We start from the raw sequence: 14,997 nt of genomic DNA on the forward strand, positions 1-14,997 counted from the left end.
ACCATGCCCGAACCAAGATTGGCGGCGGGAATCTGGGTATCGGCCTATCTGGCGCGGCTGGGTATGGCGAATATTCCCGCCTATGTCATCACGCGGGGTGATCAGACCGCAGGCGCCATTTTGGTCAAATGCGCATTGCTGGATGGCTCGGCGCGGCTGTATTCGCGCGAATGGGATTTCGAAACCGATCAGCGGCCCTGGCAGATGGTGCTGGACGCGCCCGAACGCGAGGTCGACGACGCGATCCAGCGACAGCGCAGCTTTGACCCCGATATCTGGGTGATCGAGATCGAAAGCCGCGAGGGGCAGACCTTGCTCGACGCCGAGGGGCTTGGATGATCTTGCCATCTGGCGCGGCCCGGGATTGCAGCATATGCATTCATCATGAGCAAACCCGACACCCTGCCCACTGATTCGCCGCGCGGCCTGATTTTCGCGCTGATCGCCTATGTGATGTGGGGTTTGCTGCCGATCTACATGAAGGCATTGGCGCATGTGCCGACAGTCGAGGTGATCGCGCATCGTGTTCTGTGGTCCTTGCCCGTCGCCGCCGGCGTGCTTTTGTGGCAGCGGCGCAGCGATGACGTGATGGCGGCGTTGCGAAATCCGCGGCTTTTGGCCATGGCGACGCTGACGGCGGTTCTGATCTCGATCAACTGGGTCACCTATGTCTGGGCTGTCGGGCATGATCATGCGCTGGACGCCGCGTTGGGATATTACATCAACCCGTTGTTCAGTGTGACTCTGGGCGCCCTGTTGCTGGGCGAGCGGCTTTCGCGCCTGCAAATCCTGGCCATATCGCTGGCTTTTGTGGCCGTGGTCGTGCTGACCGTTCAGGCGGGGCGTTTGCCTTTGGTCGCGGTTGTCCTGACCTTCAGCTGGGGGTTTTATGCCTATTGCAAGAAAAGCCTGCCCCTTGGACCCAACCAGGGGTTCACGCTGGAAGTCCTGCTGCTGACGCCGATTGCCGGTGGGTATCTGATCTGGCTGGCCGTGACCGGGCAGGGTGGCTTTGGCGATGGCAGCATGCGGGATGTGTTGATGTTGCTGGGCTGCGGACCGATCACGGCGATTCCGTTGCTGTGCTATGCCAATGGGGCCAAGCTTTTGCGCCTTTCGACGATCGGCTTCCTGCAATATCTGACGCCGACCATGATCCTGCTATGCGCCGTGTTGATATTTCATGAACCTTTTGGGACAGCGCGCATGATCGCCTTTCCTCTGATCTGGGCGGCGCTGGTGATCTATTCGATCTCGTTGTTGCGCACCGCCAGCGCCAATCGCCGCGCCAGGCGGGCCCCGACCAGCCATCGGATCCAATAGGTCACGCAATTCCGGGCTGTACATTTGGATAGCTAGGCCGTTTGCCACCTCATTGCTAAAACACTGACCGGATTGATTGTTTCGATTCCGTTTTTGAGTGCCGCGCATTTTCGCGGAGTGGTTCAGTGTATTTTCAGTGAGGAGTTGTCATGCCGACGACTTGGAATGGTATTTATTTGGGGCATGTTGCGCAAAGCATGGACCCGCAAGAGGGTAACAACGTCGCCGAGAATGCCGGTAGCTCGCAATTCGTCGGTCAGACCTTTGGCAGTGCGACAGAGCCGCTTTATGAACAGATCGTGTCAGTCGAAGCGGCGGATTTCTTTGACACGAACTCGACCAACGGCACATCTGTTCTGAACCAGAACAACAGCAACGGCACGGACGAATTCACGACTGACATCGACGCCGATGGGGTCGATGAAACCTATCAGTTCGACGCCGGTGCCGCCTATTGGGCCACGATTACCTACTTTGATGGCACAACCGAAACAGTGGCCATCCCGGTGTTTCAGGCCACGACGGGCGATCTGTTTGTCGGGCCGTCACTGGCGCCGGCAACAAATACGATCCTTGCGTCAAAGGCGATTACGTCGATCCGGTTGGATTCGTTGATCGAGAACGAATATTCCGGGGTCACCACCAGCCGGCCCGTCGTCGATTTTGCCTGTTTCGCTGCCGGCACGATGATCGCGACCCCGGCGGGCGATGTCAGGATCGAAGATCTTAGCCAGGGCGATCTGGTTCTGACTGCCGATCAAGATGCCCAGCAGATCCAATGGATTGGCGGCGCGTCCGTGGATCTTGTTGCCGCGCCAAACATGCGCCCGGTGCGGATTTCTGCCGGTGCCTTGGGGCAGGGCCTGCCGTCTCACGATCTGATCGTGTCGCCTCAGCACCGCGTTCTTGTTCGCTCGAAAATCGCGCAACGTATGTTCGGCACCGATGAAGTTCTGGTTGCCGCCAAGCAATTGCTGGAGCTGGACGGAATCGCGCTGGTGCAAGATATCGACAGCGTGACCTATTATCATTTCCTGTTTGATCGCCATCAGATGGTCTGGTCGAACGGTGCCTTGACCGAATCCCTGTTCACGGGACCCGAGGCGTTGAAATCGGTCGGCCCTGCGGCCCGCGACGAAATCCTCGCCTTGTTCCCCGAGCTGGAGAATACGCCGGAAACCGTGCCTGCGCGCCCCATCATTCCGGGCCGGAAGGCGCGCCAGATGGCCGCGCGTCATGTCCGCAACGGGCAGTCAGTGCTTTCCTGAAACCGGCAACCGTATCGCTTTGCCAAGGGGCGCCAGGCACGCGCCCCTTGTTCCGTTTCGCCTTGCGTGGCAGGTTTGGGCCGTAAAGGCAGGGGGGTGTCATGTCGGCATGCAGGCAACGGGTTACGTTGATTACGCTTGGCGTCGACGATCTGGATCGGGCGAGGGAATTTTACCGAAAATGGGGCTGGCAGCCGCATCCCCAATCGCAGGATTCTGTGGTTTTCTATCAGATGAATGGCGCCGTACTTGGCCTGTTCGGGCGTGCCGAACTGGCCAAGGATCAGGGTCGCCCTGATGCCGTGTTGGGAACGGGGGCAATGACGCTGGCGCAGAATTGCCCCGACAACGCCCAGACCGATGCCGTATTTCAGGCCGCGATTGATGCAGGGGCAAAATGTTTGAAAAGGCCCGAATCCGTGTTCTGGGGCGGCTATTCAGGCTATTTTGCCGATCCTGACGGGCATGTCTGGGAAATTGCCACCAATCCTTTCTGGCCTTTGGATGACGATGGCGGCTTGACCTTGCCCGAAGCGTCGGATTGATCCCCTTTCATGGAGTGGCGGGCCGAAGGCACAGTTCTTGCGCGGCGACCGCATGGTGAACATGCGATCATTATAGATGTGCTGACCATGGAACAGGGGCGCAGGTCCGGGCTTGTTCCCGGGGGGGCGTCTCGCAAACGGGCGGCGATGCTGCAACCGGGAACACGGCTCGATCTGCATTGGCGCGCGCGCAATGACGATCAGTTGGGGCACTTCTCGGCCGAACCTGTCCGCGCGCGCGCGCAGTTGTTGATCGATCCGTTGGGGTTGGCGGGACTGAACGCGGTTTGTGCGTTGCTGATTTTTGCCCTGCCTGAACGCGATCCGCATCCCGATCTTGTCCGGTTCAGCGAATCCCTGCTGGACCGAATGAACGCCGGGGGCGACTGGGCAGAAATCTATCTGGCGTGGGAAATGCGCCTGCTGGACGAGATGGGATTCGGCCTGGACCTGACCTCATGTGCGGTGACCGGCGCGACCGAGGGGTTGGCCTATGTCAGTCCGCGATCGGGCTGCGCTGTCAGCCGCTTGGGGGCGGGTGAATGGGCGAATCGTCTGCTGCCCTTGCCGGGGTTGCTGGGCGGTGCGGGGGACAACCGCGGAAATGGCCTGGCCGAAGGATTGGCGATTTCGGGGCATTTCCTGGAAAAGCGGCTGGCCGCCGAATTGGTTGGGCGGCCTTTGCCGGCCGCCCGCGATCGGTTGATCCGGCGCTTGTTGACGCCCTAGCGTTCAGGGTGCGCCGCGTGCGGATTCGACGGCGCTGACCTGCACTTCGTCGGCGCGATGGCCATGTTCAAAAATCAGCCAGGTCTGGGGCGATTTCACCTTGAGAACGCCACCATAGAACTCCATTTCATTTGCGGTTTGCAGCACCGAGAAGAACCGGTTCTCCAATGGCGCATCCTTGCAGTGCATCTTGGTCGACACGATCGGCGACAGTTCAAGCGCAGGAAGATTCGCATTGTTTTGCGTGCTGTAGCTGTTGCAGGGGCCGCGGCCGGAAATCTGGGATCCATCGACCACCAGCGTTACATTCCGCAGCGGCACGGTGCCACCATCCATGCCGACCAGAACATATTCGCCCTGCGGAATGCCGCCAGAGCCGATCTGGGCCGGACCACAAGAGGCAAGCGCAAGGGTCGCGGCGGTGGCGGCGGCGCCGAGGCCAAGACGGGTCAGGCGGGGCATGAGGCAATCTCCTTTGAACAGATAATTCACGATGCAGTGAACCTGCTTTTTGCGCGATAGTCTATCCCCGCAAGCAAAGATCAGCCCAGCAAACGTCGCGCGATCACCTGTGCCTGAATTTCCGCCGCCCCTTCAAAGATGTTCAGGATACGCGCATCGCACAGCACGCGGCTGATCTGATATTCCAGCGCAAAGCCGTTGCCGCCGTGGATCTGCAAGGCGTTGTCAGCACAGGCCCATGCAATACGCGCACCCAGCAGCTTGGCCATCCCGGCCTCTAGATCGCAGCGATGGCCGTGATCCTTTTCCCAGGCGCTGAAATAGGTCAGCTGCCGCGCGATGGTGATTTCCACTGCCATCATCGCCAGCTTGTCGGCCACGCGCGGGAACTCGATCAGCGATTTGCCGAATTGCTTGCGGTCCAGCGCATATTGCAGGCCCAGTTCCAGCGCGTTCTGCGCGACGCCGATGGCGCGGGCGGCGGTCTGGATGCGGGCCGATTCAAAGGTCTGCATCAGCTGCTTGAAGCCCTGACCGGTGACGCCGCCCAGAAGGTTCTCGCCCTTGACCTCGAACCCGTCGAAGCCAAGCTCGTATTCCTTCATGCCGCGATAGCCCAGCACCTCGATCTCGCCGCCGGTCATGCCGGGGGTGGGGAAGGGATTTTCGTCGCTGCCCGGTGTCTTTTCCGCGATGAACATCGACAGGCCGCGGTAATCCGTTGTTTCGGGATCGGTGCGGGCCAACAGCGTCATGATATGCGTGCGGGCGGCATGGGTGATCCAGGTCTTGTTGCCGGTCACCTTCCAGTCATCGCCATCCTTCACCGCGCGGGTGCGCAGGCTGCCCAGATCGCTGCCGGTATTGGGTTCGGTAAAGACCGCGGTGGGCAGGATTTCCCCGCTGGCCAGTTTCGGCAGCCAATGTTCCTTCTGCGCATCGGTGCCACCGCCGATGATCAGCTCGGCCGCGATTTCGCTGCGGGTGCCAAGGCTGCCGACACCGATATAGCCGCGCGACAATTCCTCGCTGACGACGACCATCGCGGCCTTGGACATGCCCAACCCGCCCAGTTCTTCGGGGATGGTCAGGCCAAAGACGCCCAGTTCGGCCAGCTCCTCGATGATCTCCATCGGGATCAGTTCGTCCTTCAGATGCCAGTCATGGGCATGGGGCACGACTTTGTCATCGGCCCAACGGCGGAACTGGTCGCGGATCATTTCCAGATCTTCGTCCAATCCGGTCTGGCCGAATGTTGCGCTGCCGCGCGATTGCGCCATCAGCGCAGCCAGCCGGGCGCGCGCGTCGGGCGTGTTCGCCGCCATCAGGGATTTCGCGGTATCTGATGGCGACCATTCCACACCAAGATCAGAGAGCCGGGCAAATTCGTTCTGGCTCATCATGATACCGTTCGCGATCTGCGTCAGGTATTCACCAAAACCGATCTGCGCGATCAGATCCTCGGTTTCGCCGCTGACTTTCCGGGACCATTGCGCCAGTTGTTTCAACGCCTCGACATAGGTTGCCAGCCAGGACAGCGCATGGGCGGCATGCTGGTGTTTTTCCAGCAATGCGGCGTCGGGCTTTCCCTGAGGGGCGACCCGTTCGCGCAGATTTTCTGCGGCGCGGCGCTGCAATTCCTCAATTTCCGACAGAACGGCCTGACCCATATGCACCATGTCTTTCATCGATTCGTCCCTTTGCGGCGTTGCAGCATAGGTAGACATTTTGCATCTGCAGCGCAACTATAATGCGGAATTGCGTCAAATAATGATGGATAATGTCGCAACCATACTTCTGCTGATCCGGGAACCGGACATTGGCGGCGGCTTTTGCCCCGACCTTGCAGGCGGGGCGGCTGTAGTGCAGTTTCCGCAAATAAATGCGGGTGTTTTCGGCCATTTTGGCTGTCCCGCACCCCCTTGATGACGTTTTGGAACCGCAATGACCGATGCTGCTGAATTGACCGCCCGCCTGATACGCTGTCCATCCGTGACCCCCGAAGAGGGCGGGGCGCTTGATCTGCTGGGCGGGCTGTTGGGGCGGGCGGGGTTTCAGGTGCATCGTGTCGACCGCAATGGCACGCCGAACCTGTTTGCGCGCTGGGGGGACAAGGGCGCACGCAGCTTTGGCTTCAACGGGCACACCGATGTCGTTCCCCCGGGCGATCCGGCTGCGTGGACACACCCCCCGTTCAGCGGGCATGTCGAATCCGGGGTGATCTGGGGGCGCGGTGCGACGGATATGAAATCCGGCGTTGCGGCCTTTGCCGCGGCGGCGATTGATTTCGTGACGAACACACCGCCGGACGGTGCGATCATCCTGGCGATCACCGGGGATGAGGAAGGCCCCGCACAAGACGGCACGCGCGCCTTGCTTGACTGGATGGCGGAACGTGACGAACGGATGGATGTCTGCATCGTTGGCGAGCCGTCCAACCCCGACTTCATGGGCGAAATGATGAAGATCGGGCGCCGGGGTTCGGTAACGTTCCGTATCAAGGCTGCCGGGTTGCAAGGGCATGCAGCCTATCCGCATCGGGCGCGCAATCCGCTGCATGCGCTGACCCGGTTTCTGGAAGGGCTGATTGCGGCGCCGCTGGATGAAGGCACCGAACATTTCGACCCCTCTGGTTTGCAGATCACCAGCATTGATTGCGGAAATCCCGCGTCGAATGTCATTCCCGCGACGGCGACGGCCATTGTCAATATCCGGTTCAATGATCTTCATGACGGTGCGTCGTTGACGGGTGAACTTGAACGTCGTGCCGGTGCAATCACTGCCGAGACGGGTGTCGCAATCGAAATCGTGCCACATGTGTCGGGCGATGCATTCCTGACCAAACCCGGTGATTTCGTGGATCTGGTTCGCGATGTGGTTGAACAGGAAACCGGGCATCAGCCCGAACTTTCGACATCCGGCGGAACCTCGGACGCGCGTTTCGTCAAGGATCACTGCCCCGTCGTCGAATTCGGGCTGGTCGGGCATTACATGCATCAGGTCGATGAACGCGTGCCCGTTGCGCAGGTTCAGCAATTGCAGGCCATCTATCACAAGATTCTGGAAAGATTTTTCGCATGAAGATCGAGCAGACCACCGACCTGTCCATCTGCCGCGCCTTGCGCCATCAGGTCTTTGTCGTTGAACAGAACGTTCCGGAAGCCGAGGAATGGGACGGGCTGGATGGTCAGGCCATCCATCTGGTCGCATGGCAGGGAAACAAGGCTGTCGGCACCGCGCGCATTCTTGAAAAGGGTGACACAGGCAAGATCGGGCGGGTTTGCGTGACGCAGGAAGCGCGCGGAACGGGGCTGGGGGCTGCGCTGATTCGTGCGGCGCTGGATGTTCTGCGGGGACGTCCGGGGATGCGGCGTGCCTTGCTGGGCGCACAGACACATGCCATTGGTTTCTACGAAAAGCTGGGATTCGTTGCGCATGGTCCCATCTATGACGACGCGGGGATCCCGCATCGAGACATGACGCGCGACCTTTGACCCCCTGTGGCGATGCAGCGCCACAATTCTAATCAGGTTTGAACCAATGGCCCAGATTCCCAGTAAGCAGCAGATCATGGAATGGGTCGCGGACCATCCGGATGCAAATTCCAAGCGCGACATCGCCAAGGCATTCGGGATCAAGGGGGCGCAACGGATCGAGCTGAAGCGGCTGTTGAAAGAGCTGGAATCCGAGGGTCTGCTGGAACGCCGGCGTCGACATTACCTCGACGCGGAAAGCCTGCCTCCGGTCAGTGTCGTCGAATTGCTTGCGCCGGATGGATCGGGCGATCTTTTCGTCAAGCCCCTTGAATGGCGCGGCGAAGGTCCGCTGCCCCGCATCCTGTATATGCCGCGCAACACCGACCCGGCTTTGGGGCGGGGGGAACGGTTTCTGGCACGGCTGGCTCCGGTTCAGGGCGAAGATCATCACTATCAGGCGCGCCTGATCCGCCGCATTACCGCATCAGCGCATAAGATAACCGGTATCTTTCGCGCAGAAAGCGAAGGTGGACGTATTCTTCCGATCGACAAGGGGCAGGATCGCGAATGGAAGGTGCGGGCCGATGCGACCTCGGGTGCGCAGAACGGCGAATTGGTGCAGGCCGAACAGATCGGTCCCAAGGGTCGTCTCGGGATGCCGATTGCGCGGGTTACCGAACGGCTTGGTGATCCGTCGGCTCCGCGCGCGGTCAGCCTGATCGCCATCCACCAGCATGGGATACCCGATGAGTTTCCCGCGAAGGTGATCGAAGAGGCCGAATCCCGCAAGCCAGCCGCCATGAAAGGCCGCGAGGATCTGCGTGACCTGCCATTGGTCACGATCGACCCGTCGGATGCCCGAGATCATGATGATGCGGTTGCCGCGACAATCGAAGACGATGGCGGTGCCTCGATCTGGGTGGCCATCGCTGATGTGGCCTTCTACGTGCGCCCCGACAGCGCACTTGACCGCGAGGCCTGGACCAGAGGCAATTCGAGCTATTTTCCCGATCGGGTCGTTCCGATGCTGCCCGAGGCCCTGTCGGCGGATCTGTGTTCGTTGCACGAGCGGGTGGATCGTCCGGTCATTGCCGTGCGGATGCGTCTGGATGCGGATGGTCAAAAGGTCAGCCACAGTTTTCATCGCGCGATGATGAACAGCCAGGCCAGCCTGTCATATGAACAGGCGCAGGCGGGTGCGGACGGTGCGCCCGATGCCCAGACCGCGCCCCTGATGGACAGCGTGATTCGCCCGCTTTGGCATGCCTATGGTCTGTTGAAGGCGGCGCGGGACCGGCGGCAGCCACTGGATCTGGACCTGCCGGAACGGCGGATCGAACTGACCAATGACGGCCGGGTCAAATCGGTCAATTTCCGCGAACGTTTCGATGCCCATCGATTGATCGAGGAATTCATGGTTTTGGCGAATGTCGCCGCCGCCGAGGAGCTGGCCCGGCGTCAGCGTCCGTTATTGTTTCGCGTGCACGAAGAACCAAGCCTCGACAAGATCGATGCATTGCGCGAAGTCGCGCAGGCTTCGGGGTTCAATCTGGCGAAAGGGCAGGTGCTGCATACCAGCCATCTGAACCGATTGCTGGCGCAATCCGAAGGGACGGATTTCGACGAACTGATCAACATTTCGACGCTGCGCTCGATGACGCAGGCCTATTACCACCCCGAGAATTTCGGGCATTTCGGCCTGGCATTGAAATCCTATGCGCATTTTACCTCGCCGATCCGACGCTATTCCGATCTGATTGTGCATCGGGCGCTGATTTCGGCACATGGCTGGGGCAAGGATGGGCTTTCGCCGGGCGATATCGACCGGATGTCGGAAACGGCGACCCATATCAGCGAAACCGAGCGGCGCAGCATGGCCGCCGAACGCGACACGACCGATCGCTATCTTGCTGCCTATCTGGCGGACAGGGTTGGCACCGAGATGACCGGCAGAATCAGTGGAATCCAGCGCTTTGGTGCCTTTGTGAAGCTGGATGAAACCGGTGCAGACGGTTTGCTGCCGATCCGCGAAATCGGACGGGAATATTTCCACTTCGATGCGGATGCGCAGATGCTTGTGGGGGCGGATACGGGGCTGGAAATCGGGATCGGGCAACGCGTCACGGTGCGATTGGCCGAGGCGATACCGGTGACGGGCGGACTGACGCTGGAATTGCTGGAGCTTGAAGGCAATAAAATGCCCAAGGGCGGGCGAAAAGGCAGGGGGGGTGCCACACCGCGTCGCCACTCAACCAAGGCGAGGCTTGCTGAAATCAAGCGCGCAACCAAGCGGCGGCGGAAACGTAAGTAAGGGGGGCGGTCGCAGGAACCGCCCACTGATTTTCGCGCGCCTTTACAGCAGGTAAAGAAGCCCGCCGATCAGGATGCCGGTGATCAACAGCAAAACGACACAGAACCCCATGATGTCGCGCGGCTTGAGGCCCGCGATTCCAAGCATCGGCAAGGCCCAGAACGGTTGCAGCAGGTTCGTCCAGGCATCGCCCCAGGCGACACCCATTACCACGCGCGGAACATCGGCACCCAGCGCCTCTGCCGCCGGCAGCATGACCGGCGCCTGAACCGCCCATTGTCCGCCACCCGAAGGGACGAAGATATTGACGATTCCGGCGCTGATAAAGCTCCAGAACGGCAATGTGTCTGCGGTCGAGATCGACACGAACCATTCCGACATGCTGGCGGCCAGCCCGCTGCCGGTCATGATCGCCATGATTCCCGCATAGAACGGGAACTGGATCACGATTCCTGCGCCACCGCGCACACCCTGATCCAATGCAGACAGCAGGCTGCGGGCCGTTCCGTGACACAAGATCCCGAGGAACAGGAACAGGAAGTTCACGACATTCAGATTGATTCCGCCGCCGGCCGCGAAATAGGTGGCCAGCCAGACCAGGCCGGGCACGCCGATCAACCACATCAGGACAGGGTTGTTCTCAAGGCGCTCGGCCGGCGTGGCATGTTCGGGCAGGGCTGCGGGCGCGGTTTCCTCGCCGAGCAGTGCCGGGTTCACCAGAACCTGTTCGGATTCGGTCGGCAACATCATGCGATTGGCAACCGGGATCACGATCAGCACGAGCGCGACGATAATCAAGTTCCAGTACGAGAAGATGGTTTCAGAGGTGGGAATGATCCCGATCTGATCTGCTGTGAAATGACCCTCGGTCGCGATGGTCAGGGGAATCGACCCCGACAGACCGCCATGCCAGATGACAAATCCCGAATAGGCCGCCGCAACCAGCAACCGATAGTCGACACGCACCTTGCGCGCCAGTTCCTTGGCAAAGATCGCGCCGACGACCAGCCCAAAGCCCCAGTTCAGCCAGCTTGCCGCAAGCGAGACGACACTGACCAATATGATGGCCGATCCGCGGGTGGTCGCGAAACCTGCCACCCATTGCAGGATGCGCCGCACCGGTGGCGAACTGGCAAGGATGAAGCCGGTCACCAGAACCAGCAGCATCTGCATCGAGAATTGCAGCAGTGTCCAGAAACCGTCACCCCACATGCCGATCAATGCGGCGGGCGTGACATCCTGGGTCAGGCTTGCCGCGACGGCGGCAACAAGCGTCAGGATGACAACAAATATGAATGCATCCGGCAGCCACCGTTCCATCAGGCGCGTGGCAGGCCGGGACAAGGCTCTGAGCATGGCGATCCCTCCCTCATGTTTCATTCCGGGGCGGTGTTATCGGCCCCCGATATTCCACTGCTGCCGTAGAGTTAGGGGCAAGGCAAGCCGATCTTGCATCTTGCGCAAGATCGGCTTGCCTTGCGGTCGTGTCGTGTCGTGTCGTGTCGTGTCGTGTCGTGTCGGATCGCGGTCGTGTCTAGGTTTCGCGGAAGGCGCGGTTGAAATAGTCGGCCAGAGGTTTCAGCAAATAGGCCAAGGGGCTGCGTTCGCCCGTTTGGATATAGACCTCGACCGGCATGCCCGGGATCAAAACTAGATCGCCCAGTTTGTCCCGCTCTTCCGGGGGAATCGTGACTTCGGCGCGGTAGTAGGGGGTGCCGGTGGCTTCGTCCGTCAGCGCATCGGCGGAAACGCGGGCAAGCGCACCATCGATTTCCGGCGTTGTCCGCGATGAAAATGACGAAAAGCGCAGCACCACCGGTTGGCCGATATTCACCTCATCGACATTGATCGTCGCAAGCCGCGCTCCGATCACCAGCGGCCGGTCCTGCGGAACAAGATACAGCAAGGGATCCGCCGCGCGAATGACCGATCGGGGTGTGGTCACCTGCAGGTCATAGACGATGCCGGATACCGGCGCGCGGATGTCCAGGCGGTTCGTCTGTTCGATCAGGCTGCGGCGGCGTTCGGCCAGCTCAAGTTCGCGATAACCAAGGTCTCGCAGCTCTGTTTCAGCCTGTTCGCGGCGTTCAGAGCCAAGGCGCAGCCTTTGAATATCCAGCTCGGTCTGCCGGGTTTCTGCCGAGGCGCGGCTGGCCTGCAATTCGCCCAGCTGGCCATCCAGCCTGACCGCCTCGCGCTGCAGGGCCAGCACCCGTGACGCCTGCGCAAGCCCGCGATCCAGCAGAATTTCCTGATCTTCCAGTTCTTCGCCGATCAATTCACGCTGGCGATCCAGTGCGACAATCTGTGCGTCGATTCCATCGACCTGAGATTTGACCTGTTCGGATTGTTTTTGCAGCTGTTCCAATGATTGGCGCAGGGTGTCACGACGTGTCTGAAACAGGCTTTGCTGTCCGTCGACCAACGCCTGAAGGTCGGCGTTATCCAGCGCCTTGTCCTGCAATTCCTCGGGAAAACTGATCGATTCGGAATCTGCGCGTTCCGCCTCGAGGCGGCCGCGCCGTGCCAGAATTTCGAAATACTGGCCTTCGACAATTGCCAGTTCGGTTGACAGCAACGTGCCATCAAGGCGGATCAGCAGATCGCCGGCCGCGACGGTTGCCCCCTCGGTCACGGCGATACTGTCGACGACACCACCATCCGGGTGCTGAACCACTTGACGGCGCTGTTCCACTTCGACCTGGCCGGGGGCCACGACAGCGCCCGAGATGCGGCTTTGCGAGGCCCATAAACCAAAGCCCCCGAACAGGATCAGCATCGCGGCAAAGCCCAGCATCACCGGGCCGCGAACGGGCCATCGGCTGTCATCCGGCGGGGTGACCGGTTCAGGCGGCGGAGGCGGGGAAGGCGGGGCGACGCGTGTCGCGGCCCGCGGCGGGCGACGATGCAAGACGGATTGCGCCTTCTTGTCCTGCGTGCCCGGTTCCTTGGGCGTTTCGCCCGAGGCCGCGCCTGCGGCGTTTGGGTCTTGGGACGAATGGGGTTTGTCGTCCCTGGTCGGATCCTCGGTCATGTTACGCCTCCGCTGCGGCCTGCTTCTTGCGCCTTTTTGATCTGCGCGGAATTCTGAACCATTTCCTGCAGGACCTGATCGCGCGGGCCGAATGCGCGACGGACCCCCTGTTCCATGACCAGAAGCAATTCGCATTCATTGATGGCCGCGGGGCGGTGCGCCATGATGATGACCGCGCCGCCCTGTGCCTTGACGCGGCGGATCGCGGCATTCAGCGCCTCGGAACCTTGATTGTCCAGATTCGAGTTGGGCTCATCCAGAACCAGCAAAAGAGGGTCGGGATACAGGGCACGGGCAAGGCCAATGCGCTGGATCTGGCCGCCGGACAGGCGTCCCGCGGTCTGGCTGATCCGGGTGTCGTATCCTTGCGGCAGATCCAGGATCATCTGATGGGCGGCGGCGGCCTTGGCGGCGCGGACCACGCGTTGCGGATCGGGGTTGGGGGACAGGCGCGCGATATTGTCGGCGATGGTGCCGTCAAAAAGCGTCACCTGTTGTGGCAGGTAGCCGATCAGGGATCCAAGCACATCCGGATCGAATTGATCCAGCGTCGCGCCACCCAGCCGGATCGAGCCTGCCCCGACAGGCCAGGCACCGATCAAGGCGCGCGCGAGGGTGGATTTCCCGGCCCCTGACGGTCCGATCACACCCAGCGCCTGACCCGGCGCGACCGAAAAACTGACGCCGCGCAATGTGGCGATACCCTGTCCTGGCGGGGCAACCGACAATTGCCGGACATCCAGCCGGGCTTCGGGGCGGGGCAAGGGCGTCTTGGGGATCGTGGGCGGTTGCTTGCTTAGCAGGCGGGACAGCCGGTCCCATCCATCCTGCGCCGCCTGTGCAACGGCCCAGCCGCCAACCAGTTGCTCGACCGGGGCCAATGCGCGCCCCATCATGATCGAACTGGCAATCATGGCGCCGGGCGTCACCTCTTGGCGCAAAACCAGCAATGCGCCTGTCGCCAGCATCGCGCTTTGAAGAAACAGGCGGAAGCTGCGCGAAAAGACGGTGAAGCCGGCTGCGGTGTCGGCCCCGCGCACGGCGTTGTCCTGCGCTTCGCTGCGGGCGGAGCGCCAGCGCGCAAAGGTTGCACTGCGCATGCCCAGGGCGCCGATGACTTCGCCTTCGTCCCGATACAGATCGGCCATGCGTTGGGCCTGTGTGGCCGCGACGGTCGATTGTTGCAGGGGGCGCCGCGTCATCATGCGATTGGCGATGGTCGAGACCACAAGGATCACGCCCCCGATTGTGGCAACCACACCCAGCAAGGGGTGGAACATGAAAACGGCAGCCAGAAACAGGGGCGCCCAGGGCAGATCGAACATGGCCAGCAAAACGGGCGAGCCGATAAAGCGCTGCACCGCATCCAGATCGCGCATCCCGCTTGCCGCGGCGGCGGATTCATCCCCGCTAATCGCGCCTTCGCGCAGGGCGGCGGTGAAGACCCGTCCTTCCATCCGGTCCTGAAATCTTGCGGCAATACGTTGGGTGACGCGATTGCGCGCCAGATCGACCAGCCCCATCATCAGGAACAGGAACGCGACCAGAACGAAAAGCGCGGTCAGGGTTTCGACAGAACGTGAACCCAGCACCCGGTCATAGACCTGCAACATGAACAGCGGTCCGGTCAGCATCAGCAGATTGACCACCGCCGAAAACAGACCCACGGCAATGAACAGCTTTAGCCCCGCCGCGCGGGCCCGGCGCAGTTCCTTGTCACCGTCATTCGCAGAGGGCGCCTTGTTCATCTTACTGCCGCTTTCATTCGTTATCCGAGTTCGTGCCTGACATTGCCCATGGGCTTGCCGCAACATTAATGGACCATTATTCCCATGTTCGGTGGCGACTG

14 protein-coding genes are annotated in these 14,997 nt (G+C 61.1%); 8 read left to right on the top strand and 6 right to left on the bottom strand.

From position 1 onward, the window contains the following. The first annotated feature begins 3 nt into the window (after nt 1–3). From PAF17_RS04415 to recO, 5 genes are all read left to right on the top strand, one after another. A complete protein-coding gene (locus PAF17_RS04415; RefSeq protein ID WP_271887872.1) occupies nt 4–339 on the top strand; it encodes a DUF1491 family protein in 336 nt (111 codons plus the stop codon). A gap of 45 nt (nt 340–384) precedes the next feature. Continuing rightward, complete coding sequence (gene rarD, locus PAF17_RS04420; protein ID WP_271887873.1) at nt 385–1,323, top strand: EamA family transporter RarD; 939 nt, start codon at nt 385–387, stop codon at nt 1,321–1,323. A gap of 149 nt (nt 1,324–1,472) precedes the next feature. After that, the gene (locus tag PAF17_RS04425) at nt 1,473–2,591 is read left to right on the top strand and encodes a Hint domain-containing protein (protein ID WP_271887874.1); all 1,119 of its coding nucleotides are present in this window, start codon (nt 1,473–1,475) and stop codon (nt 2,589–2,591) included. Between the two features lie 101 nt (nt 2,592–2,692). Continuing rightward, entirely contained in the window at nt 2,693–3,136 is a 444-nt protein-coding gene (locus PAF17_RS04430; protein ID WP_271887875.1) for a VOC family protein, read from the top strand. Between the two features lie 9 nt (nt 3,137–3,145). Continuing rightward, entirely contained in the window at nt 3,146–3,865 is a 720-nt protein-coding gene (gene recO, locus PAF17_RS04435) for a DNA repair protein RecO (protein ID WP_271887876.1), read from the top strand. Between the two features lie 3 nt (nt 3,866–3,868). Here recO and PAF17_RS04440 read toward each other — a convergent pair whose 3' ends face one another. The 3 genes from PAF17_RS04440 to PAF17_RS04450 all read right to left on the bottom strand — a co-directional run bounded on the left by PAF17_RS04440 (nt 3,869) and on the right by PAF17_RS04450 (nt 6,229). Beyond that, the gene (locus tag PAF17_RS04440; RefSeq protein ID WP_271887877.1) at nt 3,869–4,327 is read right to left on the bottom strand and encodes an META domain-containing protein; all 459 of its coding nucleotides are present in this window, start codon (nt 4,325–4,327) and stop codon (nt 3,869–3,871) included. Nucleotides 4,328–4,407: 80 nt separating this feature from the next. After that, a complete protein-coding gene (locus PAF17_RS04445; protein WP_271888011.1) occupies nt 4,408–5,997 on the bottom strand; it encodes an acyl-CoA dehydrogenase family protein in 1,590 nt (529 codons plus the stop codon). Next, on the bottom strand, nt 5,969–6,229 hold the full coding sequence (locus tag PAF17_RS04450; RefSeq protein WP_271887878.1) for a hypothetical protein: 261 nt from the start codon (nt 6,227–6,229) through the stop codon (nt 5,969–5,971). Before PAF17_RS04450 ends, PAF17_RS04445 begins: the two co-directional genes overlap by 29 nt. 42 nt (nt 6,230–6,271) lie before the next feature. Here PAF17_RS04450 and dapE point away from each other — a divergent pair, with 42 nt between their 5' ends. Genes dapE through rnr form a run of 3 tightly spaced genes read left to right on the top strand, consistent with a single transcriptional unit; the run spans nt 6,272 to nt 10,114 of the window. Beyond that, nucleotides 6,272–7,408, top strand: coding sequence for a succinyl-diaminopimelate desuccinylase (gene dapE, locus PAF17_RS04455; protein WP_271887879.1), 1,137 nt, complete (start codon nt 6,272–6,274; stop codon nt 7,406–7,408). Next, entirely contained in the window at nt 7,405–7,821 is a 417-nt protein-coding gene (locus PAF17_RS04460) for a GNAT family N-acetyltransferase (protein ID WP_271887880.1), read from the top strand. Before dapE ends, PAF17_RS04460 begins: the two co-directional genes overlap by 4 nt. A 46-nt stretch (nt 7,822–7,867) precedes the next feature. After that, nucleotides 7,868–10,114, top strand: coding sequence for a ribonuclease R (gene rnr / locus PAF17_RS04465; protein ID WP_271887881.1), 2,247 nt, complete (start codon nt 7,868–7,870; stop codon nt 10,112–10,114). A 42-nt stretch (nt 10,115–10,156) separates the two neighbouring features. On the opposite strand, the gene PAF17_RS04470 is transcribed toward rnr, so the two are convergent. The 3 genes from PAF17_RS04470 to PAF17_RS04480 form a co-directional block, all read right to left on the bottom strand. Then, a complete protein-coding gene (locus PAF17_RS04470; RefSeq protein WP_271887882.1) occupies nt 10,157–11,470 on the bottom strand; it encodes a short-chain fatty acid transporter in 1,314 nt (437 codons plus the stop codon). A 178-nt stretch (nt 11,471–11,648) separates the two neighbouring features. Beyond that, a complete protein-coding gene (locus tag PAF17_RS04475) occupies nt 11,649–12,893 on the bottom strand; it encodes an HlyD family type I secretion periplasmic adaptor subunit (RefSeq protein ID WP_408636371.1) in 1,245 nt (414 codons plus the stop codon). A 251-nt stretch (nt 12,894–13,144) separates the two neighbouring features. Next, nucleotides 13,145–14,896: a type I secretion system permease/ATPase gene (locus PAF17_RS04480; RefSeq protein ID WP_271887883.1), complete on the bottom strand. Its 1,752-nt coding sequence runs from the start codon at nt 14,894–14,896 to the stop codon at nt 13,145–13,147. Nucleotides 14,897–14,997: the final 101 nt, after the last annotated feature.

The sequence above is a fragment of the Paracoccus onchidii genome (assembly GCF_028294535.1).
GTDB lineage: Bacteria > Pseudomonadota > Alphaproteobacteria > Rhodobacterales > Rhodobacteraceae > Paracoccus > Paracoccus onchidii.